At 70.9% G+C, this 25,190-nt stretch carries 22 protein-coding genes and 3 tRNA genes; 19 read left to right on the top strand and 6 right to left on the bottom strand.

The features are described 5' to 3' along the window. Positions 1-105 precede the first annotated feature (105 nt). Positions 106-1,710, top strand: a complete 1,605-nt coding sequence (gene serA / locus ACFC1I_RS04285; protein WP_376006603.1) for a phosphoglycerate dehydrogenase — start codon at positions 106-108, stop codon at positions 1,708-1,710. A 78-nt stretch (positions 1,711-1,788) separates the two neighbouring features. Here serA and ACFC1I_RS04280 read toward each other — a convergent pair whose 3' ends face one another. Next, complete coding sequence (locus tag ACFC1I_RS04280; protein WP_376006602.1) at positions 1,789-2,334, bottom strand: TetR/AcrR family transcriptional regulator; 546 nt, start codon at positions 2,332-2,334, stop codon at positions 1,789-1,791. A gap of 63 nt (positions 2,335-2,397) precedes the next feature. On the opposite strand from ACFC1I_RS04280, the gene ACFC1I_RS04275 reads away from it, so the two are divergent. From ACFC1I_RS04275 to ACFC1I_RS04255, 5 genes are read left to right on the top strand one after another with little or no spacing between them, the layout of a single operon-like run. Next, positions 2,398-3,939, top strand: a complete 1,542-nt coding sequence (locus ACFC1I_RS04275; protein ID WP_376006601.1) for an MFS transporter — start codon at positions 2,398-2,400, stop codon at positions 3,937-3,939. Positions 3,940-3,946: 7 nt separating this feature from the next. After that, positions 3,947-4,999, top strand: a complete 1,053-nt coding sequence (locus ACFC1I_RS04270) for a 3-isopropylmalate dehydrogenase (protein WP_376006600.1) — start codon at positions 3,947-3,949, stop codon at positions 4,997-4,999. Between the two features lie 60 nt (positions 5,000-5,059). After that, on the top strand, positions 5,060-6,166 hold the full coding sequence (locus ACFC1I_RS04265; RefSeq protein ID WP_376006599.1) for a branched-chain amino acid aminotransferase: 1,107 nt from the start codon (positions 5,060-5,062) through the stop codon (positions 6,164-6,166). Positions 6,167-6,175: 9 nt separating this feature from the next. Then, positions 6,176-6,943: a fumarylacetoacetate hydrolase family protein gene (locus ACFC1I_RS04260; RefSeq protein WP_376006598.1), complete on the top strand. Its 768-nt coding sequence runs from the start codon at positions 6,176-6,178 to the stop codon at positions 6,941-6,943. Next, positions 6,936-8,237: an MFS transporter gene (locus ACFC1I_RS04255; RefSeq protein ID WP_376006597.1), complete on the top strand. Its 1,302-nt coding sequence runs from the start codon at positions 6,936-6,938 to the stop codon at positions 8,235-8,237. The genes ACFC1I_RS04260 and ACFC1I_RS04255 overlap by 8 nt, the downstream gene beginning before the upstream one ends. A 33-nt stretch (positions 8,238-8,270) precedes the next feature. Here ACFC1I_RS04255 and ACFC1I_RS04250 read toward each other — a convergent pair whose 3' ends face one another. After that, positions 8,271-9,338 (bottom strand): aminotransferase class V-fold PLP-dependent enzyme, encoded by a 1,068-nt coding sequence (locus tag ACFC1I_RS04250; RefSeq protein ID WP_376006596.1) that lies wholly within the window; start codon positions 9,336-9,338, stop codon positions 8,271-8,273. An 81-nt stretch (positions 9,339-9,419) separates the two neighbouring features. Between ACFC1I_RS04250 and ACFC1I_RS04245 the strand changes: the two genes are divergently transcribed. The 3 genes from ACFC1I_RS04245 to ACFC1I_RS04235 all read left to right on the top strand — a co-directional run bounded on the left by ACFC1I_RS04245 (position 9,420) and on the right by ACFC1I_RS04235 (position 12,077). Then, positions 9,420-10,391 carry a LysR substrate-binding domain-containing protein gene (locus tag ACFC1I_RS04245; protein WP_376006595.1) on the top strand — a complete coding sequence of 324 codons (972 nt, stop codon included), beginning with the start codon at positions 9,420-9,422 and terminating at the stop codon, positions 10,389-10,391. A gap of 11 nt (positions 10,392-10,402) precedes the next feature. Further along, positions 10,403-11,932: a glutamate--tRNA ligase gene (gltX, locus tag ACFC1I_RS04240; protein WP_376006594.1), complete on the top strand. Its 1,530-nt coding sequence runs from the start codon at positions 10,403-10,405 to the stop codon at positions 11,930-11,932. A 70-nt stretch (positions 11,933-12,002) separates the two neighbouring features. Further along, a tRNA-Gln gene (locus tag ACFC1I_RS04235) sits at positions 12,003-12,077 on the top strand. Positions 12,078-12,137: 60 nt separating this feature from the next. On the opposite strand, the gene ACFC1I_RS04230 is transcribed toward ACFC1I_RS04235, so the two are convergent. Next, the gene (locus ACFC1I_RS04230) at positions 12,138-13,055 is read right to left on the bottom strand and encodes an aminoglycoside phosphotransferase family protein (RefSeq protein ID WP_376006593.1); all 918 of its coding nucleotides are present in this window, start codon (positions 13,053-13,055) and stop codon (positions 12,138-12,140) included. A gap of 74 nt (positions 13,056-13,129) precedes the next feature. Here ACFC1I_RS04230 and ACFC1I_RS04225 point away from each other — a divergent pair, with 74 nt between their 5' ends. From ACFC1I_RS04225 to ACFC1I_RS04210, 4 genes are all read left to right on the top strand, one after another. Next, on the top strand, positions 13,130-13,909 hold the full coding sequence (locus ACFC1I_RS04225; protein WP_376006592.1) for a DeoR/GlpR family DNA-binding transcription regulator: 780 nt from the start codon (positions 13,130-13,132) through the stop codon (positions 13,907-13,909). Continuing rightward, positions 13,906-14,847: a 1-phosphofructokinase gene (gene pfkB / locus ACFC1I_RS04220; RefSeq protein WP_376006591.1), complete on the top strand. Its 942-nt coding sequence runs from the start codon at positions 13,906-13,908 to the stop codon at positions 14,845-14,847. The genes ACFC1I_RS04225 and pfkB overlap by 4 nt, the downstream gene beginning before the upstream one ends. A 29-nt stretch (positions 14,848-14,876) precedes the next feature. Then, on the top strand, positions 14,877-16,904 hold the full coding sequence (locus tag ACFC1I_RS04215; protein ID WP_376006590.1) for a fructose-specific PTS transporter subunit EIIC: 2,028 nt from the start codon (positions 14,877-14,879) through the stop codon (positions 16,902-16,904). A gap of 63 nt (positions 16,905-16,967) precedes the next feature. Continuing rightward, complete coding sequence (locus tag ACFC1I_RS04210; protein WP_308866973.1) at positions 16,968-17,237, top strand: HPr family phosphocarrier protein; 270 nt, start codon at positions 16,968-16,970, stop codon at positions 17,235-17,237. Positions 17,238-17,327: 90 nt separating this feature from the next. Here the strand turns inward: ACFC1I_RS04210 and ACFC1I_RS04205 are convergent, their stop codons facing one another. Continuing rightward, positions 17,328-17,966 carry an MBL fold metallo-hydrolase gene (locus ACFC1I_RS04205; protein ID WP_376006589.1) on the bottom strand — a complete coding sequence of 213 codons (639 nt, stop codon included), beginning with the start codon at positions 17,964-17,966 and terminating at the stop codon, positions 17,328-17,330. A gap of 117 nt (positions 17,967-18,083) precedes the next feature. Between ACFC1I_RS04205 and ACFC1I_RS04200 the strand changes: the two genes are divergently transcribed. Beyond that, positions 18,084-18,159 (top strand) — tRNA-Glu (locus tag ACFC1I_RS04200). 42 nt (positions 18,160-18,201) lie between these two features. Continuing rightward, positions 18,202-18,274, top strand: a tRNA-Glu gene (locus tag ACFC1I_RS04195). 51 nt (positions 18,275-18,325) lie between these two features. Here the strand turns inward: ACFC1I_RS04195 and ACFC1I_RS04190 are convergent. Both ACFC1I_RS04190 and ACFC1I_RS04185 read right to left on the bottom strand, forming a co-directional pair. After that, positions 18,326-19,534: a DUF4349 domain-containing protein gene (locus tag ACFC1I_RS04190; RefSeq protein ID WP_376006588.1), complete on the bottom strand. Its 1,209-nt coding sequence runs from the start codon at positions 19,532-19,534 to the stop codon at positions 18,326-18,328. Then, positions 19,531-20,088 carry an RNA polymerase sigma factor gene (locus tag ACFC1I_RS04185; protein ID WP_376006587.1) on the bottom strand — a complete coding sequence of 186 codons (558 nt, stop codon included), beginning with the start codon at positions 20,086-20,088 and terminating at the stop codon, positions 19,531-19,533. Before ACFC1I_RS04185 ends, ACFC1I_RS04190 begins: the two co-directional genes overlap by 4 nt. A 245-nt stretch (positions 20,089-20,333) precedes the next feature. Between ACFC1I_RS04185 and ACFC1I_RS04180 the strand changes: the two genes are divergently transcribed. The 4 genes from ACFC1I_RS04180 (at position 20,334) to murA (ending at position 25,187) form a co-directional block, all read left to right on the top strand. After that, positions 20,334-21,407: a TerC family protein gene (locus tag ACFC1I_RS04180; RefSeq protein ID WP_376006586.1), complete on the top strand. Its 1,074-nt coding sequence runs from the start codon at positions 20,334-20,336 to the stop codon at positions 21,405-21,407. A 255-nt stretch (positions 21,408-21,662) separates the two neighbouring features. After that, positions 21,663-23,132, top strand: coding sequence for a 3-isopropylmalate dehydratase large subunit (leuC, locus tag ACFC1I_RS04175; RefSeq protein WP_376006585.1), 1,470 nt, complete (start codon positions 21,663-21,665; stop codon positions 23,130-23,132). A 1-nt stretch (position 23,133) separates the two neighbouring features. Beyond that, positions 23,134-23,730: a 3-isopropylmalate dehydratase small subunit gene (leuD, locus tag ACFC1I_RS04170; RefSeq protein ID WP_376006584.1), complete on the top strand. Its 597-nt coding sequence runs from the start codon at positions 23,134-23,136 to the stop codon at positions 23,728-23,730. 74 nt (positions 23,731-23,804) lie between these two features. Further along, positions 23,805-25,187, top strand: a complete 1,383-nt coding sequence (gene murA / locus ACFC1I_RS04165) for a UDP-N-acetylglucosamine 1-carboxyvinyltransferase (RefSeq protein WP_376006583.1) — start codon at positions 23,805-23,807, stop codon at positions 25,185-25,187. Positions 25,188-25,190: the final 3 nt, after the last annotated feature.

Here is a 25,190-nt window from a genome sequence, read left to right as displayed (position 1 = left end):
TCGTGCGGGCGGTAGGCTGGCACAGGCCTCGCCCCCCCGACGGCGTGCGGCGCGGCATCCGGTTCTGCTCCGCGCGTTCGCGCACCGCCCCATGAAGGAACACCCGTGCCGAAGCCTGTCGTCCTGATCGCCGAAGAGCTCTCTCCCGCCACGATCGATGCCCTGGGTCCCGACTTCGACGTGCGCAACGTCGACGGCACCGACCGCCCCGCGCTGCTTTCGGCCCTCGCCGACGCCAACGCGGTGCTGATCCGCTCGGCGACCAAGATCGACGCCGAGGCGATCGCCGCGGCGCCCGTCCTCAAGGTCGTGGCGCGCGCCGGCGTCGGCCTCGACAACGTCGACATCAAGACCGCCACCACCGCGGGCGTCATGGTCGTGAACGCGCCGACCTCCAACATCATCTCGGCGGCCGAGCTCACGGTCGGCCACATCCTGAGCCTCGCGCGCCGCATCCCCGCCGCGCACGCGTCGCTCGCGGGCGGCGCATGGAAGCGCAGCTCGTACACCGGCACCGAGCTCTTCGAGAAGACCGTCGGCATCATCGGCCTCGGCCGCATCGGCGCGCTCATCACGGCACGTCTGCAGGCCTTCGACGTGCGCGTCATCGCGTACGACCCCTACGTCACGAGCGCCCGCGCGCAGCAGCTCGGCGTGCAGCTGGTGACGCTCGACGAGCTGCTCGAGCAGAGCGACTTCGTCACGATCCACATGCCGAAGACGCCCGAGACCACGGGCATGATCAGCACCGAGCAGTTCCGGCGCATGAAGCGCTCCGCCTACGTGGTGAACGTCGCCCGCGGCGGCCTCATCGACGAGGAGGCCCTGTTCAAGGCGCTCACGACCGGCGAGATCGCCGGCGCCGGACTCGACGTCTTCACGACCGAGCCCCCGGTCGAAGGCGGCTCGGCGCGCATGCTGCTCGACCTGCCGAACGTCATCGTCACGCCCCACCTGGGCGCGTCGACCGAGGAGGCGCAGGAGAAGGCCGGCGTGTCGGTCGCGAACTCGGTGCGCCTCGCGCTCGGCGGCGACCTCGTCCCCGACGCGGTCAACGTCGCCGGCGGCGTCATCGACCCGTACGTGCGCCCCGGCATCCCGCTGGTCGAGAAGCTCGGCCAGATCTTCTCGGCGCTCGCGCGCTCGCCCCTCACGAGCCTCGACGTCGAGGTGCACGGCGAGCTGCAGGGCTACGACGTCAGCGTGCTCAAGCTCGCCGCCCTCAAGGGCGTCTTCACGAACATCGTCAGCGAGACCGTGTCGTACGTGAACGCACCGCTGCTCGCCGAGCAGCGCGGCGTCGAGGTGCGCCTGCTCGTCGACGACGACAGCCCCGAGTACCGCAACGTCATCACGCTGCGCGGCGCCCTGTCGGACGGATCGCAGCTCGCGATCTCGGGCACGCTCACCGGCCCGAAGCAGGTCGAGAAGCTCGTCGGCATCAACGAGCACGCGATCGAGCTGCCGATCGAGACCAACCACGTCGTCATGCTCTACACCGACCGTCCCGGCATCGTCGCGATCTACGGCCAGAAGTTCGGCGAGGCGGGCATCAACATCGCCGGCATGCAGATCGCCCGTCAGACCGCCGGTGGCCAGGCGCTGTCGGTGCTCACGGTCGACTCGCCGGTTCCCGACGCCCTGCTCGACGAGGTGAGCACGGCGATCCAGGCCGACCTGTTCCGCCAGATCGAGATCACCGAGTCCTGATTCCACGGTGGATGCCGCGTTCCTGAGCCCCCGCAGCGGGCAGGGGACGCGGCATCCGTCGTCTTCGTGAAGCTGACGTCACGGACGCGCGGCGCGCTCGACGAGCGCGACCAGGGCGTCGAGGGCCTCGCCCTGCGGGACGGGGCCCGGGATCGAACCGCCTGACAGGGCGTTGTTGAAGTAGAGGCCGTCGCTCACGAGCATCACGAGGTCGAGCGCCGTCGCGTCCTTCGTGTGGGGCTCGAGCACGGCGGCCCAGTCGTCGCGGATGTGCCGCAGCGCGTCGCTCGCGACCGCGTTGCCGCCCTGCGCGAGGCGCGACGTCGCCAGGATCGCTCGGTCGATCGGGTCGTTCGCCATGACCGACGTGTGCAGGAAGTAGGCGATCGGCCCCTCCGGGGCGGCCGCCATGAGATCGACGTCGGCCTGCACGAGCGCGCGCAGCCGTTCGATCAGCGCGGACTCGAGCACCTCCTTCGTACCGAAGTGGTACAGCAGGCCGCCTTTGGAAACGCCGGCGACCTTCGCTGTGGCGTCCATCGTGGCCGCGCGCTCGCCCTCGTCGATGAGGATCTGCTCGAAGGCGTCGAGCACCTTCTCACGGGCCAGGGGAGGACGACTCATGGCCTCGATGGTATCGACGGATGTCCGGGCATCCTGTTACTATACCGGCTGGACGGTATAGAAATGATGACTCTCACTCAAGAACTCTCGCTCGCCGACGCCCAGGGCCGGAAGGTCGGCTGGCGCGGCTGGGCGGCGCTGGTCGTGCTCATGCTGCCGGTGCTGCTCGTCTCGGTCGACAACACGGTGCTGAGCTTCGCGCTGCCGTCGATCGCCCTGGAGCTCGGCCCGTCGAGCGCCCAGCAGCTGTGGATCATCGACGCGTATCCGCTCGTCCTCGCGGGCCTGCTCGTCACGATGGGCACGCTCGGCGACCGATTCGGACGGCGACGGATGCTGCTCATCGGCGCCACCGGATTCGCCGCTGTCTCGGTGCTCGCGGCCTTCGCGCCGAGCGCCGCATGGCTCATCGCCGCCCGCGCGGCGATGGGCGTGTTCGGTGCGATGCTGATGCCGTCGACGCTGTCGCTGCTGCGCAGCATCTTCACCGACCGCGACCAGCGGCGTCTCGCGATCGCCGTGTGGGCGTCGATGTTCTCCGCCGGCGCCGCGCTCGGCCCGATCGTCGGGGGCCTCCTGCTCGAGCACTTCGAGTGGGGCTCGGTCTTCCTCATGTCGGTGCCGGTGCTCATCCCGCTGCTGGTGCTCGCGCCGCTCCTCGTGCCCGAGAGCCGAGACCCGAAGCCGGGCCGTATCGACCCGATCAGCATCGCCCTGTCGATGGCCACGATGATCCCGATCGTCTACGGCATCAAGGAGCTCGCGGTGCACGGGTTCACGGTCGCGGCATGGCTGCCGGTGCTTCTGGGCCTCGGCTTCGGCGTGCTCTTCGTGCGCCGGCAGCTGCACGCCAAGACCCCCATGCTCGACATGCGGCTGTTCGGGCTCGGCACGTTCAGCGGTGCGCTGCTGGTGAACCTCTTGAGCGTGATCGCCCTCGTCGGCTTCCTGTTCTTCGTCGCACAGCACCTGCAGCTCATCGTCGGGCTGTCGCCGATGCAGGCCGGGCTCGCGCTCGTGCCGGGACTCGCGATGATGATCCTGGCGGGGCTCGCTGTCGTGCCGATCTCGAAGAAGTGGCCTGCGCGCATCGTCGTTCCGGCGGCGCTGGTCTTCTCAGTGGGCGGTTACATCGCCGTCGCCTTCGCGACGGGCCCCGACAGCGTCGGCACCCTCGTCGCCGCGTTCATCGCGCTCGGCATCGGCATCGGCGCGGCCGAGACCGTGTCGAACGAGCTCGTCCTCTCGAGCGCGCCGCCGGCGAAGGCGGGGGCGGCGAGCGCCGTGTCCGAGACGGCGTACGAGCTGGGTGCCGTGCTCGGCACGACGGTGCTCGGCGGCATCCTGACGGCCCTGTACCGCTCGAATCTCGTCATGCCGGACGGAGTGACGGATGCTGCGGCCTCGGCCGCGTCCGAGACGCTGGCGGGTGCCGTGCACGCGGCCGACCAGATCGGCGGGGTGACCGGCGCGGCGCTGTTCGAAGCGGCGGCGACGGCGTTCGATGCGGGTGTGACCGTCACGGCGCTCATCGGCGCGGGCCTCGTGGTCATCGCGGGGGTCATCGCGGCCACTACCCTGGGAGGGTCCCGCAAGAAGTCGTAGGAGCACCATGTCGCGTGTCGTGAAGCTGGCCGTCATCCCGGGTGACGGCATCGGTCCGGAGGTCATCGCCGAAGCGGAGAAGGTGCTCGACGCCGCGACCGCGGGCAGCGGCATCCACTTCGAGAAGACGCGGTTCTCGCTGGGTGCCGCGCGCTTCCTCGAGACCGGCGACACGCTCACGCCCGAGGATCTCGAGGCGATCAAAGCGCAGGACGCGATCCTGCTCGGAGCCGTCGGGGGAGTCCCGGGCGACCCGCGCCTGAAGGACGCGAACATCGAGCGCGGGCTGCTGCTGAAGCTGCGCTTCGAGCTCGACCACTACGTGAACCTGCGCCCCTCGAAGCTGTACCCGGGCGTTCCCGGGCCGCTGGCTGCACCGGGTGACGTCGACTTCGTCGTGGTGCGCGAGGGCACCGAGGGCCCGTACGTCGGCAACGGCGGATCGATCCGCACCGGCACGCCGCACGAGGTCGCCAACGAAACGTCGGTCAACACTGCCTTCGGTGTGGAGCGCGTCGTGCGTTACGCGTTCGAGCTGGCCGAGCGCCGCCGCAAGAAGCTCACCCTCGTGCACAAGACGAACGTGCTCGTGCACGCCGGCGGCATCTGGAAGCGCCTCGTGGACGAGGTGGCGCTCGAGCACCCGGACGTGACCGTAGACTATGTGCACGTCGACGCGGCCACCATCTATCTGGTCACGAACCCGGGTCGTTTCGATGTGATCGTCACCGACAACCTCTTCGGCGACATCCTCACAGACCTGGCCGGCGCCGTCACCGGTGGCATCGGCCTCGCAGCCTCGGGCAACATCAACCCCGACGGCGCGTTCCCCTCGATGTTCGAGCCCGTGCACGGTTCGGCGCCCGACATCGCAGGACAGCAGAAGGCCGATCCCACGGCCGCGATCCTCTCCGTCTCGCTGCTGCTCGATCACCTCGGGCTCCCTGGCGAGGCCCAGCGCGTCACGACCGCCGTCGAGGAGGATCTCGCCGCACGCGGCTCGGCGTCGCGCACCACGGCGCAGATCGGCGACGACATCGCCGCCCGGCTCCAGGCGTAACCTGGAACCCGCAAGCGCCTCCACCCTCGCGGAGAGATCCGCACGAAAGCACAGGCCGTCATGACCCTCATCGATTCCGACCCCGACACCGGACTCGCCCCGCTCGAGTTCACCGTCAACCGCAACCTGCAGGCGAAGACCGCCGTCGAGCGCGAAGCGATCCTCGCGAACCCCGGCTTCGGCACCAGCTTCACCGACCACATGGTCGACATCTGCTGGTCGACCGGGGGCGGATGGCACCGCCCGCGCGTGCAGCCGTACGGCCCGCTGTCGCTCGACCCCGCCGCGGCGGTGCTGCACTACGGCCAGGAGGTGTTCGAGGGCATCAAGGCCTACCGGCACGCCGACGGCTCGATCCACACCTTCCGCCCCGACCAGAACGGCCGGCGCATGCAGCGCTCCGCGCGCCGCCTGGCGCTGCCCGAACTGCCGGTGTCGTACTTCATCCAGTCGCTGCGCGAACTCGTCGCCATCGACGGCGCGTGGGTGCCGTCGGGGGACGACCAGAGCCTGTACCTGCGGCCGTTCATGTTCGCCAAAGAGGCGTTCCTCGGTGTGCGCCCGGCGCACAAGGTCGGCTACTACGTGATCGCCTCGCCCGCGGGCGCGTACTTCAAGGGCGGCGTGCAGCCGGTGTCGATCTGGCTCAGCGAGGACTACGCCCGCGCCGGCAAGGGCGGCACGGGTGCGGCCAAGACCGGCGGCAACTACGCCGCGAGCCTGCTGCCGCAGTCCGAGGCCTACGAGAACGAGTGCGACCAGGTCGTCTTCCTCGACCAGGACCGCAACGTCGAAGAGCTCGGCGGCATGAACGTCGTCTTCGTCTACAAGGACGGCACGATCGTGACCCCGCAGTCCGACTCGATCCTCGAGGGCATCACCCGCGACTCGATCCTGCAGCTCGCCGCCGACCGCGGTCACAAGGTCGAGGGCCGTGCGGTGTCGTTCGACGAGTGGCGCCAGGGCGTCGCGTCCGGCGACATCGTCGAGGTCTTCGCGTGCGGCACGGCAGCCGTGGTCACCCCGATCGGCGCGCTCAAGGGCAAGGACTTCTTCGACGCGCAGCCCACCGGCGAGCTCGCGCTGTCGCTGCGCGAAGAGCTCACCGACATCCAGTACGGCCGCCGGGAGGACAAGCACGGCTGGCTCGTGCGCCTCGACGGATAGGGTGAGCGGGTGAGGATCGCGCGCTTCAGCCACAACGACGCCATCAGATTCGGGATCGTCGACGAGGGCGAGCTGGTCGTCCTCGCGGGCGACCCGATGTTCGCGGGGTACGAGACCACGGGGGAGCGCGTGCCGCTCGCCGACGTGGCGCTGCTCGCGCCGGTGATCCCGCGCTCGAAGATCGTGGCGGTCGGCCGCAATTACCGCGACCACGCGGCGGAGCTCGGCAACGACGTGCCCACGTCGCCGATGCTGTTCTTCAAGCCGAACACCTCGGTGATCGGGCCGGGCGACGCCGTCGTGCTGCCGCGCGGCTCGGACTTCGTCAGCTTCGAGGGCGAGCTCGCCGCCGTCATCGGGCGCATCGCGAAGAACGTCCCGGTCGAGAACGCCCTCGACTACGTCTTCGGCTACACGATCGCCAACGACCTCACGGCGCGCGACTGGCAGAAATCCGACGGCCAGTGGGCGCGCGCCAAGGGGTTCGACACGTCGTGCCCGCTGGGCCCTGCCATCGAGACCGACTTCGACGTGAACGGCCCCGCCGTCATCACGACGCGGCTCAACGGCGAGGTCCGGCAGCAGGGTCCGATCAGCGACATGATCTTCTCGCTGGCCGACGTCATCGCGTTCGCCTCCGCCGCCTTCACGCTGCTCCCCGGCGATGTGATCCTCACCGGCACCCCCGCCGGCGTCGGTCAGATCAGCGCCGGTGACACCGTCGAGGTCGAGATCACCGGGCTCGGGACGCTCCGCAATCCCGCCCGCGATGCCTGAGACCGGATCCGATCCGGAGGTCGACCTGGCGCCGACCGCGCACGAGGTCGCTCGCGTCCAGCGACGCACCGTGTGGGTGCTCTCGGGCGGGCAGGTGCTCGGCGGGCTCGCGTTCGGTGCGACGCTGTCGCTGGGCGCGGTGCTCGCGGCCGACCTGTCGGGCGAGGATGCGTTCTCGGGGCTCGCGGCGGCCGCTGTCACGTTCGGCACGGCGCTGACGGCGGTGCCGCTGGCGGCGATCGCCCGCCGCCGGGGCCGGCGCCTGTCGCTGACCACGGGCATGGCCGTCGCCCTCATCGGCGTCGGCCTCGTGATCCTCGCCGTCGCGCTGCGCTCGTTCCCCGTGCTGCTCGCCGGGTTCCTCGTCATCGGCTCGGGGCAGGCCGCGAACCTGCAGTCCCGTTTCGCCGCAGCCGATCTCGCGACGGATGCCTCGCGCGGACGCGACCTGTCGATCGTCGTGTGGGCGACCACCATCGGCGCCGTGCTCGGCCCGAACCTCACCGGTCCCGGCGAGATGCTCGGCGGTGCGATCCGGATGCCGCCGCTGACCGGGGCGTACCTGTTCACCCTCGTCGCACAGGGCCTCGCGATCCTGCTGTACCTCGTCGCGATGCGGCCCGACCCGCTGCTGCTCGCGCAGCGCGTGGTGGCCTCCGCCAAGGCGGGCAGCCGCGCGATCGCCAAGGCTGATCGTCCCGTGGCCGCGCGGTACGCGATCTTCGCGGTGGCCGCGGCGCACGGCACGATGGTCTCGATCATGGCGATGACGCCCGTGCACCTCGCGCACCTGACACACGAGTCGTCCGAAGCGGCGACGCTGTCGATCATCGGCCTCACGATCAGCCTGCACATCGCCGGCATGTACGTTCTCTCTCCGGTGTTCGGCATCCTCGCCGACAAGGTGGGGCGCGTGCCGACGATCCTGATCGGTCAGGCACTGCTCGCCGCGGCCCTCCTCACCGCCTCGTTCGGGCAGGAGTCGACGACAGCCGTGACCGTCGCGCTCGTGCTCCTGGGGCTGGGATGGAGCGCGTCGACGGTCGCCGGCTCCACACTCCTCACCGAGTCGTCGTCGGAGGAGCTGCGCACGCGGCGACAGGGCATCAGCGACTTCACGATGAGCATCGTCGGCGGCGTCGGCGCGATCACCGCCGGCGCGCTGCTCGGCTGGATCGGCTACGGCGGCCTCGCGCTCGTCGTCATGGTGCTGGTCGCCGCCTCGGTGCTGCTGTCGCCGCTCGGCTGGCGTGCGTCGACCGCGCGATCGCCCGAACCCGCGTCGGGCGCCTGACGCGCGGCACGCGGTTCGCCGTCGCGCCGAAGGTCAGTGACCCAGCGCCGCGAGCGCGAGGTCGACGTCGTCGACGTCGTTGAACACGTGGAACGCCACCCGCGCGCGGCCCGACCGGCCCGACGCCGTGATGCCGGCCGCGGTGAGCCGCGCAAGGTCGCATCCCTCAGGGTCGTCCCACGTGACGATGGCCGACGCCCGCTCAGGACGTGCCAGGCCGAGGCCGGTGCGGAACGCCGCGGCGAGACCCGTCGCGTGGGCGTACAGCTCGGCCGGATCGAGGGCGGCGAACAGTTCGAGGGCGGGCGCGGCCCCGACGAACGCCTGCCACGCCGGCGACACGTCGAAGCGGCGCGCATCGGGGGCGAGTTCGACCTCGGCGCCGTAGCACGACGACCACGGGTCGTCGCCGGCGTACCAGCCGGCGTTGAGCGGTGACATCCGTGCGGCGAGCCGCTCCGACACGGTCAGGAACGACACGCCCCGCGGCGCGCACAGCCACTTGTACGCGTGGCACACGACGGCATCGAAGAGGGATGCCTCGACCCGCAGCCAGCCGACCGCCTGGGTCGCATCGCACAGCGTGAGCGCGTCGTGCGCGGCCGCCGCGGCGGCGATGGCCGCGGCATCCGCCACCTCTCCGGTGGCCGACTGCACGATCGAGAAGGCGACGAGCGTCGTCGACGGCCGCACATGCGCGGCCAGGTCCGCCAGCGGTGCCGTGCGCACCACGAGCCCCCGCCCGGAGTGCACGAACGGCAGCACGAGGGACGAGAACTCGCCCTCGGGGACGAGCACCTCCGCGCCGTGGGGGAGTGCCGACGCCACCATGCCCGCGGCCACCGAGGTCTGCGAGCCGATGGCCACGCGCTCGGCTCCCACTCCGACGAGCGACGCGAACAGCGCCCGCGAGCGCTCGACGGCCGCGCAGTACGCGGCGAGGTCGGGTCGCCCGGCGGCTGACGCGTCGAGGTCCGCGAGGACGGCGCGACGCGTCGCACGGGTCGGCAGGCCCACGGTGCACGCGGCGAGGTAGTCGCGGCCGCCGTCGAACTCGCCCCGCGCGGCGGCGAGGCCGGAGGAAGCGGCGATGGTCGGCATGTCTCCAGGATGCCCCGCGCGAATGCGGCTGTCTACGGCGGGTGTTTCATGCTTCACATAACGGCGGCTTATGATTCACTCATGACCGACGCGTGGGACGAGGATCCCGGCTTCGACGCGCGCGAGCTGCGGGTCGTCAAGGCGATCGCCGACGAGGGCTCGATCACGGCGGCCGCGCTCGCCCTCGGCTACAGCCAGCCGGCGGTGAGCCAGCAGCTGAAGCGGCTCGAACAGCGCGTCGGCGTGGCGCTCGTCGAACGGGTGGGCCGGAGCGTACGCCTCACCGACGCCGGCCGTATCCTCGCGCGCCACGCCACGGTGGTGACGACGGCATTGGATGCTGCGGCCGGCGAGCTCGCTGAGCTCCGGGGCCTCCGCTCCGCACGTGTGCGGCTGGTCGGCTTCCCGTCCGCGTCGCCCACGATCGTGCCGCGGCTCCTCGCGGACCTCGCGCAGCGGCATCCGGGAATCTCCCTCACGTACGTCGAGGCCGAACCGCCCGAGGCCGTCGAAGCCGTGCGCGAGGACCGCACCGACATCGCGCTCACCTTCAGCTACCCCGGCGATCGCGACGACCCGCACGGCTCCAGCGCGCGCGGGCTCGCCGTGCACACCGTCGGCGCCGACGAACTGCTCGCCGTGCTGCCCGTCGGGCACCCCGCAGCGGCCACCGGCACGCTCGAGGTCGCGACGCTCGCCGACGACGACTGGATCGCCGGCTGCCCGCGCTGCCGCGGCCACCTGCTCGAGCTGTGCGGGCGCGCCGGGTTCGCGCCCCGGATCGCGTTCGAGACCGACAACTTCGTCGCCGTCGAGGGGCTCGTCGCGCAGGGGATCGGCGTCGCGACGCTGCCGCGCATGGCGGTCGAGTCCTTCCCGCAGCTGCCGGGCGTCGCCGTGGTGCCACTGCCGGCGGGGGAGCAGCGGCGCATCCACACCGTGACCGCGCGCGGCGCCGACCGCGTGCCGGCCGTGCGTGCCACTCTCGATGCCCTCGCGCGGCTCATCGCCGGCGCCGCGGACGAGCCCGGCGGCGCAGCATCCCGCAACTAGACTTACGGGCGATGTCTTCTTCGCCTGATCCCCGCACCACGACTGCCACCGGCACCGACGTCCGCGTCCGGTTCTGCCCCTCGCCGACGGGTCTTCCGCACGTCGGTCTCATCCGCACGGTGCTGTTCAACTGGGCGTACGCGCGTCACACCGGCGGCAAGCTGGTGTTCCGCATCGAAGACACCGATGCGGCGCGCGACAGCGAGGAGAGCTACCACCAGCTGCTCGACGCCCTCCGCTGGCTCAAGATCGACTGGGACGAGGGCGTCGAGGTCGGCGGCCCGCACGCCCCGTACCGCCAGTCGCAGCGCCACCACATCTATCGCGAGGTGCTCGACAAGCTCGTCGCCGCGGGCGCCGTGTACGAGAGCTACTCCACCGCCGAAGAGATCGACGCCCGCAACGAGGCGAACGGCCGCGCGAAGCAGCTCGGCTACGACAACTTCGACCGCGACCTCACCGACGAGCAGAAGGCCGCGTTCCGCGGCGAGGGCCGCGAGCCCGCCTGGCGCCTGCGCGTGCCCGACGAGGACCTCACCTACGTCGACCTCATCCGCGGCGAGGTCACGTTCCCCGCGGGTTCGTTCCCCGACTTCGTGCTCGTGCGCGCGGGCGGCGTGCCGCTGTACCCCTTCGTGAACCCCGTCGACGACGCGCTGATGGGCATCACTCACGTCATCCGCGGCGAGGACCTCATGCCCTCGACCGCGCGGCAGCTCGCGCTCTACAGCGCCCTGGTGGATGCCGGCGTCACGACGTTCATCCCGCGCTTCGCGCACATGCCGCTCGTGCTGGGCGAGGAAGGCAACAAGAAGCTCTCCAAGCGCGACCCGAAGGCCGACCTCTTCCTGCAGCGCGACAAGGGCTTCATCCACGAGGGTCTGCTCAACTACCTCGCGCTCCTCGGCTGGTCGATCGGCCCCGACCGCGACGTCTTCTCGCTCGAGGAGCTCGTGGCGGCGTTCGACATCGTCGACGTCAACCCGAACCCCGCCCGCTTCGACCAGAAGAAAGCTGAGTCGATCAACGGCGACCACATCCGGATGCTGCAGCCCGGCGATTTCGCCGACCGGCTGGTGCCGTACCTGGCCGCGGCCGGGGTGGTCGACGCGGAGCCGACGCCCGCGCAGCAGGCGATGCTCGTCGCGGCCGCGCCGCTCGTGCAGGAGCGCATGCAGCTGCTCGGCGACGCGCCGGGCCTGCTCGGCTTCCTGTTCTCCGACGTCGTCGCGTATCAGGACGACGCCCTCGCGTCGCTCCCCGCCAACGCGAACGAGGTGCTGGTCGCCTCGGTCGGCGCGCTCGAGCTGGTGCCCGATACCGAGTTCACCGCCGCCGCGGTGCAGGACGCCCTCGCCGGCGCCCTGATCTCGCCGGTGGAGGAGGGCGGTCTCGGCCTCAAGCCCCGCGTGGCCTACGGACCGCTGCGCGTCGCGCTGAGCGGCCGCCGGGTGTCGCCGCCGCTCTTCGAATCGATGGAGCTGCTCGGCAAGTCCGAGTCGATCCGCCGCCTCGGAGCACTGCTCGACGCGCGCGGGTGACTGCTCGGTTTGGAGCAGGTGCCGGGGTGACGTAGACTCTATCCTCGGCACCGCTTCGGCGGAAACGCCTTGGGGTATGGTGTAATTGGCAACACGGCTGATTCTGGTTCAGTTGTTCTTGGTTCGAGTCCAGGTACCCCAGCCAACGAAGAAACCCCCGCTGAGCGGGGGTTTTTCGTTTTCTCCCACGATGGATGCCGCGGCCTCATGCCTTAGCGACGACCTCGGTCGCAGCATCCCGTCCCAGCGCGAAGTAGGCGGGATTGTCGTCGCTGTGGGCCAGCAGTATGAGCACGACGGCGGCCGCCCACGCCCGGGCGCGGACCCATGTGCCGGCGTCGTACCGTGCGCCGGTCGCGGCGATGAAGCGCTCACGCCCGGCCGGGTCGAATGCGAGCCACGCGACGGCCAGGTCGTAGGCGGGGTCGCCGGCGGTGACGTCGCCGAAGTCGATGATCCCCGCGAGTGCGCCCTCGTTCGCGACGAGGTTGCCCGGGTGGAGGTCGCCGTGGATCCAGACCGGCCCGTGATCCCAGGGCTCCGCCCGGAGGCCGGCGCGCCACACCGCGTGCAGGGCATCGGCCGACTCGTCGTCGAGGAGGCCGCCGCGCAGTGACTGCAGCCGCTCCTCGACGGCGTCCGCGCGGGCGGCGAGGGGAACGCCGCGGAACGGATTGACCGGGTGGTCGACCGGCGCATCCGTGTGCAGCGCCATGAGGGCGCGGGCCAGCGTGCCGGCCCACACGCCGCGTTCGGCGGGCGACTGGTCGAGCGCGCTCATGCCGTCGATCCACGGAACGACCGACCATGCCCAGGGATAGCCGCTGCTCGCGACGCCGGCGACCAGCGGTGCGGGAACGCGCACGCTCAGCGGTGCGAGCCGCGTGGCTACGCCCGGGAGGACCGCCTGCTCGTGGAGCACCAGCGGCGCGGCCATGGCACGGCGGGGGAGCCGTACGGCGTGCTGGGTGCCGAGCCGCCACACCTCGCTGTCCCAGCCCTCGGCCACCTTGCGCAGCGGGAGGTCCCCGGCGTCGGGGATCGTGTCGGCGGCCTGCGCGGCGAGCAGCCTGCGGATGAGTGTGGCGTCGATCGAGACCTCGGCGGCGGGCTTGTCGGGCATTGTACGAAGCTACTCTCTTGTGTTCATGTTGGAACGTGTTGTAATGTGTGGGAATCCAACGGAGGGTTGTCCACATGTACGCGACGGAGCGCCACGAGCAGATCGAGCTCCTGCTGGCCGCACAGAGCCGCGTGAGCGTCGTCGAGCTCGCCGAGCGGTTCGACGTCACGACCGAGACCATCCGCCGCGACCTCGACCATCTCGAGTCGGCGGGCGCGCTGCGGCGCGTGCACGGGGGAGCGGTGAGCCGCGAGCGCGCCAGCACGCGTGAGCCCTCCCTCGCCGAGCGACTCCAGCACCACGGCAGCGCCAAGGCCGCCATCGGCCGGCGCGCCCTCGACGCGCTCGGCGCCGACTTCACCGGGTCCGTCTTCCTCGACGCCGGCACCACCACCGCGGCCGTTGCCTCGGCGCTGATCCCGCGCCTCGCGACCGCGCGGATCGAGGTCGTGACGCACTCGCTCACGCTGGGCAACACCCTGGCCGGCGTTCCCGGCGCCTCGCTCTCGCTGGTTGGCGGGCGGGTGCGCGGCCTCACCGCCGCGGCCGTCGGCGCCGACACCGTGCGCGCGATCGGCGCGCTGCGTCCCGACGTCGCGTTCATCGGCACCAACGGCGTCTCGGCGACCTTCGGGCTCAGCACGCCCGATCCCGATGAGGCCGCCGTCAAGCGCGCCATCGTCGAGTCGGCGTGCCGGGTGGTCGTCGTGGCCGACGCCGAGAAGCTGGGCGCCGAGCTGCTCGTCGGCTTCGCGCCGCTGTCCGACATCGACGTGCTGGTGACGGATGCTGCACCCGACGCTGAACTCGCGTCCGCGCTCGCGGACGCCGATGTGGAGATCTGGCTCTCATGATCGTGACGCTCACCGCCAACCCGTCGCTCGACCGCACCGTGATGCTGCCCGCCCCGCTGCAGGTCGGCGATGTGCAGAGCGCCGCGTCGGCACGCGAGGACGCGGGCGGAAAGGGCATCAACGTCGCCCGCGCGATCGCCGCGGCCGGCGAGGACTGCGCCGCCGTGCTGCCGCTCGCGCCGGGCGATCCCTTCGATGCCGCACTGCGCGCCGCCGCCCTCGACGCGCGCCGGGTTCCGGTCCGGGGCAACGTCCGCGCGAACATCGCGATCACCGATCCCGCCGGCGTCACGACGAAGCTCAACCTCCCGGGTGCCGAGCTGTCGGCGGACGAGGTCTCGGCCGTCGTCGACGCGGTGGTCGCCGCATCCGTCGATGCACGCTGGCTGGTGCTGGCGGGGTCGCTGCCTCCCGGCGTCGCCGAGGACTTCTACGTGCGTGTCATCCGCGCCGTGCGCCGGGCCCACGGCGCGGACGCGCCGCTTATCGCGGTCGACACCTCGGGCCCGGCCCTCGGCGCGGTCGTCGCCGACGGCATGCCCGATCTCATCAAGCCGAACGACGAAGAGCTCGCCGAGCTCGCGGGCGTCGCGATCGATGGCAGAGACCCGCAGTCCGTGCTCGACGTGGCCCGCGCGCTCGTGCCCACCCGTGTGCGCGCCGCCCTCGTCACACTCGGTGCGTGCGGCGCGATGCTCGTCGATGCCGACGGCGCCTGGGCGGCCACGCCGCCGCCGATCCAGGTCGTGAGCACCGTCGGCGCGGGCGACAGCTCGCTCGCCGGCTACGTGCTCGCAGCGACCCGCGGCGCCGACCAGGGCGAGCGGCTGCGCCTTGCAGTCCGGTACGGGTCGGCCGCAGCATCCCTCCCCGGCACCAAAGCGCCGGCTCCCGCAGACCTGCCGACGGGCGACGTGCCCGTCACGCGTCTCGCCTGAACCCCACCCCACGACCGCAGGAGGTCACCGTGTCCGACACCATCACCCCAGGCCTGGTCAGCCTCGACGTCCCACTGGGCGCCGACAAGGCCGCTGTCATCCGCTCGCTCGCCGCGCGCGTCGTCGCGCAGGGCCGCGCGACCGACGCCGAGGCGCTCTACGCCGACGCGTGGGCGCGCGAGGAGAAGGACGAGACCGGGCTTCCCGGCGGCATCGCCATCCCGCACGCGAAGAGCGCCGCGGTGACGACGCCGTCCCTCGCCTTCGCCCGGCTGAACCCGGGCGTCGACTTCGGCGCGCCCGACGGTGCCGCTGACCTCGTCTTCCTCATCGCCGCCCCGGCCGACGCCGCAGAAGCGCATCTCGCGGTGCTCTCGAAGCTCGCGCGCAGCCTCATGCAGGAGGACTTCACGTCGGGACTGCGCGCCGCCGCGACCGACGACGACGTCGTCGCCATCGTGCAGACGGCGATCGGCGAGCGGGAGGCCGCGCCCGCGGCACCCGCCGCTGCCGCGACGGCTGCACCGGCCGCGGCCGGCCTCGACGTCGACGGCCGGCCCGCCCGCGTCGTCGCGGTGACGGCGTGCGCGACCGGCATCGCCCACACGTTCATGGCGGCCGACGCCCTCACCGCCGCCGGCAAGAAGGCCGGCATCGACCTGGTCGTCGAGCCGCAGGGATCGAGCGGCTACCAGGCGCTTCCCGCCGACGTCATCCGCAACGCCGACGCCGTGATCTTCGCGACCGACGTCGACGTGCGAGAGCCCCAGCGGTTCGCCGGAAAGCCCGTCGTGCGCTCGGGTGTCAAGCGCGGGATCGAGCAGCCCGATCAGCTGATCGCAGAGGCCGTCGTCGCCGCGCACGACCCGTCGGCCACCCGCGTCGGCGGCGACGCCGACGTCGTGTCGGCTGCTCCGGCCGAGACGATGTCGTGGGGTGCCCGCATCCAGCGCATCCTCCTCACCGGTGTCAGCTACATGATCCCGTTCGTCGCTGGCGGCGGTCTGCTCATCGCGCTGGGCTTCCTCATCGGCGGCGTCAACGTCAACGCCGACGGCGCGGCGTTCACCGTCATCACCGACAACGCGCTGTGGGCGCTTCCCGACGGCGGGCTCGCACAGTACTTCGGGTCGGTGTTCTACGTGATCGGCGTGACCTCGATGGGCTTCCTGGTCTCGGCGCTGGCGGGCTACATCGCCTTCGCCATCGCGGATCGCCCCGGCATCGCTCCCGGGTTCGTCGCCGGCGCGATCGCAGCGCTGATGGGGGCCGGCTTCATCGGCGGCATCATCGGCGGTCTGCTCGCCGGGTTCGTTGCCTGGTGGATCGGACGCCTCAACGCTCCGCGCTGGCTGCGCGGCCTGATGCCGGTCGTGATCATCCCGCTCCTGGCGTCGATCGTCGCGTCCGGCCTCATGATCCTGTTCCTGGGCCGGCCCATCGCGACTCTCATGGTCGGCCTGAACGACTGGCTCACGGGCCTCGCCGCAACGGGCGCGATCATCCTCGTCGGCGTGATCCTCGGCCTCATGATGTGCTTCGATCTCGGCGGTCCGGTGAACAAGGTCGCCTACGCGTTCGCCGTCGCGGGCCTCGCCTCGGCCTCGGCGGAGAACACCACGCCGTACCTGATCATGGCGGCGGTCATGACCGCCGGAATGGTCCCGCCGCTCGCGATGGCGCTCGCGTCGACCGTGCTGGCGCGCAACATGTTCCCGCCGGTCGAGCGCGAGAACGGCAAGGCGGCGTGGCTGCTCGGTGCGGCGTTCATCAGCGAGGGCGCGATCCCGTTCGCGGCGGCCGACCCGCTGCGCGTCATCCCGGCGATGATGGCGGGCGGCGCGGTCACCGGTGCGCTGAGCATGGCGTTCGCGGTCGAGTCCCTGGCTCCTCACGGCGGCATCTTCGTCCTCTTCGCGATCAACCCGATCTGGGGCTTCCTGATCGCCCTCGCGGCGGGCACGGTCGTCTCGGCACTCACGGTGATCGCCCTCAAGAAGTGGATCGCCCCGAAGGAGCTCGAAGAGGCCGAAGCGCGCGTACCCGTGGCGGCCTGAGGTCGTCGTCCGCCAGAATCGGAAGCGTCGACCGCCGAGGTCCGACACAGACAGGAGAGAACCATGGCAGAACGTCAGGCCACCATCGCCAGCAGCTCGGGACTCCACGCCCGCCCCGCGAAGCTCTTCGTGCAGGCCGTGCAGGCGCAGTCCGTCCCGGTCACGATCGCGGTCGAGGGCGGTGCCGACCTCAACGCCGGCAGCATCCTGTCGCTGATGGGCCTCGGTGCCTCGCAGGGGACCGTCGTGACGCTCAAGGCCGACGGCGACGGCGCCGAAGAGGCGCTCGACGCCCTGGTCGCCCTGCTCGAGACGGACCTCGACGCCCAGTAAGCCCCGAAGGAGGTGACGACGGATGCCGCGGATCGAAGCTGCCGCGGCATCCGTCGTCCGCGTCCTGCGGGGTCGCCCCGCATCCCCGGATCAGATGTCGGTGCTGTCCCCGGGGTTGAGCATGACGAGCTTCCCGCCGTCCTGCTCGGCCGCCCAGCCCAGGCGCACGCGGCCCATGTCGCGACCGGCGACCGACAGGGTCATGTCGTGGGTGCCGAAGACGCGCCGCGGCGCGACGGCGAGCACGAAGTCCATCGCCTCGCCGATCTTGAGCCACGGGGCGCCGACCGGCGATGCCAGGAGCTTCACCTTCCGGCCCTTCGGCACCGCGTACGAGTCGCCGGGGTAGTAGAAGTCGTCGTTCACGAGCACTCCGACGTTGTCGACGACCGGGATCGACTCGTGGATCACGGCGTGCCGGCCGCCGAAGAACTCGAGGCGGAACGGCTCGACCTCGACGACGTCGCCCGGGTGCACGATCGTGATGTCGTAGCCGGCGGCCGCCTTCGACACGCCCTCGGGCGCGAAGATCGGCGTCCCCGGGAAGGTCCCGAGGATGCGGTCCAGGTGATCGGGCGTCCAGTGGTCGGCGTGCTCGTGCGTGATGACGATCGCGACGACTCCCTCGAGTTCGCCGAGCGGGGCGGTGAACGATCCCGGATCGATGATCAGCGTGCGGCCGGTGTCGACGAGGGTCAGGGTGGCGTGCTCGAACTTCGTGACTCGCATGCGTCGAGTCAAGCGTTCCGGCGGCGCCGGAGCAAGCGAACACCGGCGGCGCGCCGATACCCGTGTCGATTTGGAGAGGGCACGAGGCCCGTGGCATAATCGAACGGTTGCCTGAATGGCCCCATCGTATAGCGGCCTAGTACGCCGCCCTCTCACGGCGGTAACGCGGGTTCGAATCCCGCTGGGGTCACCAGTCAGGCAACAACGTCGCAACCTCGGTTGCGGCGCGCTGTACGGCCCCATCGTATAGCGGCCTAGTACGCCGCCCTCTCACGGCGGTAACGCGGGTTCGAATCCCGCTGGGGTCACACACGCGACAGAGCCCCCGAGTCCACCAGGACCCGGGGGCTCTTCGTCGTTCAGCGCTCGGCGTCGACCGACGAGGGAGGCGGGGTCGCAGCATCCATCCGCCGACGGCGACGATTGCGGACCAGCCGGACGGCTCCCCACACCAAGAACGCGATCACGGCCGCCACGGCGAGCCACGGCAGGAGGAAGCCGAGCGCGACGACGATGCCGTTGAGCGTCGCGACGAGACCGTTCCAGCCGGCGGCGAGGCCGTCGCCGAACCCGGCGGGATCGGCGGTCACCGGCTCGACCTCGGGGACGACCGTGACAGACAGCGTCGACATGGCGACCTGGTCGTCGAGCATCTCGAGCTGCTGCTGGTAGGACTCCAGCGTGGCCTGGCGCTCCGACAGCGCCGATTCCGCCGCGATGAGATCCGCGACGCTCTGCGCCTGGCCCATGAGCTCGGTGAGACGGTCCACGGAGGCCTGCGCGGCGTCGATGCGCGCCTGGAGGTCCACGGTCTGCTCGGTGACGTCCTGACGGGACAGGGTGGTCGCCGTCACCTCGCCCACGTCGTCGAGCTCGTCCACGACGCTCTGCAGCTGGTCGGCGGGAACGCGGACCGTGATCCAGGCGCCGTCGGTCGGGTACGGGGAGGGCATGGTGTCGTAGACGATGCCGCCGTCGGCGGGACGGACCGGGTAGACGGCGCCGTTGCTGCCGACGCTCATCGACTCGACATAGCCGTCGTGGGCGACCGCGGAGTTCGCGACGGCGCGCGTGGCCGCCCCCACGTCGTCGGCGGTGACCGTGGCAGAGGCCGTCGTGATGATGTCGCGGTCGGCCGCGGCGGCGCCGGCGGCTCCCGCGGCGTCTTCGGCGCCGGACGTGTCGCCCGCTCCCGGCACGACGGTGAGGGGGCCGGACTCGCGCGTGTCGGCCCCCGACGAGTTCGTGGAGTACGAATCGGCCGGGGCGACGGGTGCCACCGCGGACTCCTCGCCGGTGCCGCCGGAGGTGCTGACCAGCGAGCCCACCGACGGGGCGATCACGGCCGCGACGGCGATGACAGCCGCGGCGGCGCCACCGGCGATCCAGAGGCGGCCTCGTCGCACGCTCCGCGCGGACTGCCGGCTGCGCTCGCGCGCGATGTCGGCGAAGAGCGCGTCCTCGATCTCGTCGATGCGCTCGGCGCTGAGTTCGGGCAGGCGAGCCGCAGTCTCGGGTGCGGGGGAGTCGGGGCCGGGGGTCCCGGAACCCGGGTGCTGGGTGCTCATGTGCTCTCCTTCACGACGGTCCGCAGGCGTGTGCGGATGCGGGAGAGACGGTTGCGGACGACGCCGTGCGCGACGCCGAGCTCGTCGGCGGCGGCCTGGTAGGCGTAGCCCTCGGTCGCGCACAGCCGGAAAATGGCGCGATCCAGCTCGCCCAGCACCGCGACCTCGTTCAGGATCGCCTCTGCGAGCCGGTCGTCGATCACCTGCTGCTCGACGTCGACGGTCGAGGGCAGCGTCTCGTCGGCGGCCGCAGCGGTGTGCTCGCGGTCGCGCCGCTGCCGGCGTACGCGGTTCGCGGACTGGAACCGGCAGATCGTCGCGAGCCAGGGGAGCAGGGAGTCGCCGGCGAGTTCGAGGCCGGGGAGCTTGCGCCACGCGACGAGGAACGTCTCCTGCGTGACCTCCTCGGCGTCGGCCGGGTTGCCCACGAGCCCGTGGGCGAGCCAGTACACCGGACGCACATACGCCCGGTACAGCGTGCGGAAGGCGTGCTCGCTCCCGCCCGCAGCCAGCACCACGAGTTCGGCGTCGCCCGGCAGGTCCTCGCCCGTCATCCCCATCCTCCGAATTGTCTCTCACGGTGTCAGTGTCCGCACCGCCGGGATCGTCTCACAGGGGCCGATCGCAGCACCCCGGAGGCTGTATTCTGTTGCGAGCGAGAGGGAGTATCCCGACACCGCGCATCCGTCATCACGGGTCCCGACCGAGCGACCCCGGGTGCGCGCCGCGGGCCGATCGGCCGGCGGGGGAGAGACTTTCGGATTCCACCGACCCCGATCGCCCCTTCGAAAGGCCCTGAATGGACCTCGAACTCCCCCTGTGGTTCGAAATCGGATCCCTCGTGATCCTCACCCTGATCCTGGTCGCGGACCTGCTGCTGATCCTCAAGCGGCCGCACATCCCCTCGACGCGCGAGTCGACGCTGTGGGTCGTCTTCTACGTGACCCTCGCGCTGATCTTCGCCGGGATCATGTGGATCGTGGCGGGGCCCGAGTACGCCGGCCAGTTCGTCGCCGGCTGGCTCACCGAGTACAGCCTCTCGATCGACAACCTCTTCGTCTTCGTGCTGATCATGAGCCAGTTCGCGGTGCCGCGGCGGTATCAGCAGGAAGTGCTGATGGTGGGCATCATCATCGCCCTCGTGCTGCGCGGCATCTTCATCATGGTCGGCGCCGCCGTGATCGAGGAGTTCAGCTGGGTCTTCTACATCTTCGGCGCGTTCCTGGTGTGGACGGCCTGGCGTCAGGCCTTCCCGGGCGGCGACCACGACTCCGACGTGAAGCAGGAGAACTTCGTCGTGCGCATGCTCCGCCGCACGATCGACATCAGCGACCACTACGACGGCGCGAAGATCCGAACGATCGTCGACGGCAAGAAGATGTGGACGCCGATGATCATCGTGTTCGCGGCGATCGGCGTCACGGACCTGCTCTTCGCGATCGACTCGATCCCCGCGATCTTCGGCATCACCCAGAGCGCGTTCATCGTGTTCACGGCGAACATCTTCGCGCTCATGGGCCTGCGCCAGCTCTACTTCCTGCTCGGCGATCTGCTCGACCGCCTGCGGTACCTGCACTACGGCATCGCGTTCATCCTCGCCTTCATCGGTCTGAAGCTCGTGTTCCACGCGATGCACGTCAACGAGCTGCCGTTCATCAACGGCGGCGAGCCGATCGAATGGGCTCCCGAGATCTCGACCTGGATGTCGCTCGGCGTCATCGTCGTCTCGATGCTCGTGGCGACGGTGGCGAGCCTCGTCGCCTCCGCACGGGAGAAGAAGATGCCGAACGCGGATGCCGCGGCCGCCGTCGTGGCGGACGAGAAGGGCACCCCGCCCACGGTCGATCAGCCCCGTTCGGACGACGCTCGCTGATCTCCTTCCTCAGCCGTATCCCTCGGACCGCCGACCGTCGTCGGCGGTCCGAGGCGCGAGAGGCGCCGGGGAGACGGCAGATGACGGCGGCGGCACGGGTGCCCGATTCGGCGGTGGTAGCCTGGGCACGTGCGGATCGCTCGCCTTCTCCTTAGCGGCCGCGACGAGTCCTAGTCCCCAGGCCTCCCTCGTCGCGGAGTTCGTCGCGGGCCCCACCCCTTTCGGGCGCAGTCCCACAGAGGAGAACGACTAGCAATGAGCACGACCGATGCATCCGGCATCCCCGACCGTCCCCGTACCCTCGCCGAGAAGGTGTGGGACGACCACGTCGTCGTCCGCGGCGAGGACGGTCAGCCGGACCTGATCTACATCGACCTGCACCTGGTGCACGAGGTCACCAGCCCCCAGGCCTTCGACGGCCTGCGGGCGGAGGGCCGCCCGGTGCGGCGCCTCGACCTGACGATCGCGACCGAGGACCACAACACCCCGACGCTCGACATCGACAAGCCGATCGCCGACCTCACGAGCCGCACGCAGATCGAGACGCTGCGTCGCAACGCCGCGGAGTTCGGCGTGCGCCTGCACTCGCTGGGTGACAAGGAGCAGGGCATCGTCCACGTGGTCGGCCCGCAGCTGGGTCTCACCATGCCGGGCATCACCGTGGTCTGCGGCGACTCCCACACCTCGACGCACGGCGCGTTCGGCGCCATGGCCTTCGGCATCGGCACCAGCGAGGTCGAGCACGTGCTCGCGACGCAGACTCTGCCGCTGAAGCCCTTCAAGACCATGGCGATCACGGTCGAGGGCGAGCTGAAGCCCGGCGTCTCCGCGAAGGACATCGTGCTGGCGATCATCGCCAAGATCGGTGCGAACGGCGGGCAGGGCTACGTGCTCGAGTTCCGCGGCAGCGCGATCCGGTCCCTCTCGATGGAGGGCCGCATGACGATCTGCAACATGTCGATCGAGGCCGGCGCCCGCGCCGGGATGGTCGCCCCCGACGAGACCACGTTCGCGTACGTGAAGGGGCGTGAGCACGCCCCGACCGGTCAGGACTGGGAAGACGCCGTCGCCTATTGGCGTACGCTCCCCAGCGACGAGGGCGCCGTCTACGACGCCGAGGTCTTCCTCGACGCCGCCGAGCTCGAGCCGTTCGTGACATGGGGCACCAACCCGGGTCAGGGCGTCTCGCTGAGCGCGTCCGTCCCCTCGCCCGACGACTTCGCCGACCCGAACGAGCGCGCCGCCGCCGAGCGCGCCCTCGAGTACATGGACCTCGTGCCCGGCACCCCCCTCAAGGCCGTGCCGGTCGACGCCGTCTTCATGGGCTCGTGCACGAACAGCCGCATCGAGGACCTCCGCGCGTTCGCCTCGGTCATCGAGGGGCGCAAGAAGGCTGACGGCGTGCGCGTCATGGTCGTCCCGGGGTCGGCGCGCGTCCGGCTCGAGGCCGAGGCCGAGGGCCTCGACAAGGTCTTCGTCGAGTTCGGGGCCGAGTGGCGGTTCGCCGGCTGCTCGATGTGCCTGGGCATGAACCCCGACCAGCTCGCACCAGGGGAGCGCTGCGCCTCCACGAGCAACCGCAACTTCGAGGGCCGCCAGGGCAAGGGCGGCCGCACGCACCTCGTCTCGCCGCTCGTCGCCGCCGCCACCGCGGTCATGGGCCGCCTCGCGAGCCCGGGCGATCTTCCCGCGCCCGTCGCGGCCGCAGTCGATTCGGAGGTCTGACATGGAGAAGTTCACGACGCACACCGGCATCGCCGCGCCGCTGAAGCGCTCCGCGGTCGACACCGACCAGATCATCCCCGCCGTGTACCTGAAGCGGGTCACCAAGACCGGCTTCGAGGACGCGCTGTTCGCCAACTGGCGACAGGACCCCGAGTTCGTGCTCAACCAGCCGGCGTACGCGGGCGCGAGCATCCTCATCGCAGGCCCGGACTTCGGCACCGGCTCGAGCCGCGAGCACGCGGTGTGGGCGCTGCGCGACTTCGGATTCAAAGTGGTGCTGAGCCCGCGCTTCGCCGACATCTTCCGCGGGAACGCGGGCAAGCAGGGACTGGTCGCCGGGGTGATCTCCGAGGCCGATCTCGAGGCCGCGTGGGCCGCCGTCGAGGCGGATCCGGGCGTGTCGATGACTGTCGACCTCGGGGCCCGCACCGCGCGGATCGGCGCGCTGGAGATCCCTTTCGAGATCGACGATTACACTAGGTGGCGGCTTCTCGAAGGGCTCGACGACATCGGGCTCACACTGCGCGACGCAGACAAGATCGCGCAGTTCGAGGCTCGCCGAGAGGCGTGGCGGCCGCGGACGCTTCCCGTTCCGTGACCCGGGCCGGGCGCCCACACCCCGGGCGCCCGACCGTCGCAAGCCCCCTCTGCACACCAAGTGAGGACCACCGGATGAAGCCGCTCCTGAACGTCGCCGCAAGCGAAAGCACCACTGTCGAAGCGGGAGAACAGGAAGTGACCGGTGAAATCCTCGCCATCCGCGGCGGCCGGCCCCTGACGGGCCGCGTCGAGGTCAAGGGCGCCAAGAACCTCGTCACCAAGGCGATGGTCGCAGCGCTCCTCGGTGAGACGGCCAGTGTGCTGCGCGACGTCCCCGACATCAGCGACGTCCAGGTGGTCCGCTCGCTCCTCGAGGTCCACGGCGTCCGTGTCGTGGACGGCGAGGAGGAGGGCACGATCCACCTCGACCCGAGCGGGGCCGTGGCCGCGCACTTCGAAGAGATCGACGCGCACGCCGGGGCCTCCCGCATCCCGATCCTGTTCTGCGGGCCGCTGCTGCACCTGCTCGGCGAGGCGCTCATCCCCGATCTCGGCGGCTGCCGCATCGGGGACCGCCCGATCAACTTCCACATGGACGCGCTGCGCGCCTTCGGCGCCGTGGTCGACAAGAGCTACGAGGGCATCCGCATCACCGCCCCCAACGGGCTGCACGGCGCGAACATCGAGCTGCCGTACCCGAGCGTCGGCGCCACCGAGCAGGTCCTGTTGACCGCGGTGCGCGCCAAGGGCGTGACCGAGCTGCGCAACGCCGCCATCGAGCCCGAGATCATGGACCTCATCGCGGTGCTCCAGAAGATGGGCGCGATCATCTCGTACGAGCCGAACCGCGTCATCTTCATCGAGGGCGTCGACTCGCTGCGCGGCTACGACCACCGCGCGATCTTCGACCGCAACGAAGCCGCTTCGTGGGCGTGCGCGGCACTCGCGACCGACGGCGACATCTTCGTCGGCGGTGCGCGCCAGCAGGAGATGCTGACGTTCCTCAACGTGTTCCGCAAGGCCGGCGGCTGGTTCGATGTCCGAGAGGACGGCATCCAGTTCCGCCGCGGCGGTGCGCTGAAGCCGGTCGTCGTCGAGACCGACGTGCACCCCGGCTTCATGACGGACTGGCAGCAGCCGCTCATCGTCGCGCTCACCCAGGCCGAGGGCGAGTCGACCGTGCACGAGACCGTGTACGAGAACCGGCTCGGCTTCACCGAGGCGCTGAACCTCATGGGCGCCGACATCGTCGTGCACCGTGACGGCATCGACGCGCCGGGGCGGCGCGTCCCGCGCCGTGCCCTGGAGCAGGCCGCCGTGATCAACGGCCCGACCCCGCTCCACGGGGCGGACGTCGTCGTGCCCGACCTCCGCGGCGGGTACAGCTACGTGATCGCGGCCCTGGCCGCCGAGGGGGAGTCGGTCGTGCGCAACGTCGGGATCATCCGTCGCGGCTACGAGAAGTTCTTCGCCAAGCTCGACCAGCTCGGCGCCGACTTCGACGTCATCGGTTGAGCC

The organism is Microbacterium sp. NPDC056044 (assembly GCF_042267145.1).
Taxonomy (GTDB): Bacteria; Actinomycetota; Actinomycetes; order Actinomycetales; family Microbacteriaceae; genus Microbacterium.
Note: the sequence above shows the minus strand (reverse complement) of the source record. Positions and strands in the feature narration are given on the sequence as shown.

Excerpts from the sequence above, each read along its gene's own strand:
- ACFC1I_RS04280 (WP_376006602.1), bottom strand. The coding sequence starts at position 2,334 with ATGAGTCGTCCTCCCCTGGCCCGTGAGAAGGTGCTCGACGCCTTCGAG.
- ACFC1I_RS04275 (WP_376006601.1), top strand. The coding sequence starts at position 2,398 with ATGATGACTCTCACTCAAGAACTCTCGCTCGCCGACGCCCAGGGCCGG.
- ACFC1I_RS04270 (WP_376006600.1), top strand. The coding sequence starts at position 3,947 with ATGTCGCGTGTCGTGAAGCTGGCCGTCATCCCGGGTGACGGCATCGGT.
- ACFC1I_RS04265 (WP_376006599.1), top strand. The coding sequence starts at position 5,060 with ATGACCCTCATCGATTCCGACCCCGACACCGGACTCGCCCCGCTCGAG.
- ACFC1I_RS04255 (WP_376006597.1), top strand. The coding sequence starts at position 6,936 with ATGCCTGAGACCGGATCCGATCCGGAGGTCGACCTGGCGCCGACCGCG.
- ACFC1I_RS04250 (WP_376006596.1), bottom strand. The coding sequence starts at position 9,338 with ATGCCGACCATCGCCGCTTCCTCCGGCCTCGCCGCCGCGCGGGGCGAG.
- ACFC1I_RS04245 (WP_376006595.1), top strand. The coding sequence starts at position 9,420 with ATGACCGACGCGTGGGACGAGGATCCCGGCTTCGACGCGCGCGAGCTG.
- gltX (WP_376006594.1), top strand. The coding sequence starts at position 10,403 with ATGTCTTCTTCGCCTGATCCCCGCACCACGACTGCCACCGGCACCGAC.
- ACFC1I_RS04230 (WP_376006593.1), bottom strand. The coding sequence starts at position 13,055 with ATGCCCGACAAGCCCGCCGCCGAGGTCTCGATCGACGCCACACTCATC.
- ACFC1I_RS04225 (WP_376006592.1), top strand. The coding sequence starts at position 13,130 with ATGTACGCGACGGAGCGCCACGAGCAGATCGAGCTCCTGCTGGCCGCA.
- pfkB (WP_376006591.1), top strand. The coding sequence starts at position 13,906 with ATGATCGTGACGCTCACCGCCAACCCGTCGCTCGACCGCACCGTGATG.
- ACFC1I_RS04210 (WP_308866973.1), top strand. The coding sequence starts at position 16,968 with ATGGCAGAACGTCAGGCCACCATCGCCAGCAGCTCGGGACTCCACGCC.
- ACFC1I_RS04205 (WP_376006589.1), bottom strand. The coding sequence starts at position 17,966 with ATGCGAGTCACGAAGTTCGAGCACGCCACCCTGACCCTCGTCGACACC.
- ACFC1I_RS04190 (WP_376006588.1), bottom strand. The coding sequence starts at position 19,534 with ATGAGCACCCAGCACCCGGGTTCCGGGACCCCCGGCCCCGACTCCCCC.
- ACFC1I_RS04185 (WP_376006587.1), bottom strand. The coding sequence starts at position 20,088 with ATGACGGGCGAGGACCTGCCGGGCGACGCCGAACTCGTGGTGCTGGCT.
- ACFC1I_RS04180 (WP_376006586.1), top strand. The coding sequence starts at position 20,334 with ATGGACCTCGAACTCCCCCTGTGGTTCGAAATCGGATCCCTCGTGATC.
- leuC (WP_376006585.1), top strand. The coding sequence starts at position 21,663 with ATGAGCACGACCGATGCATCCGGCATCCCCGACCGTCCCCGTACCCTC.
- leuD (WP_376006584.1), top strand. The coding sequence starts at position 23,134 with ATGGAGAAGTTCACGACGCACACCGGCATCGCCGCGCCGCTGAAGCGC.
- murA (WP_376006583.1), top strand. The coding sequence starts at position 23,805 with ATGAAGCCGCTCCTGAACGTCGCCGCAAGCGAAAGCACCACTGTCGAA.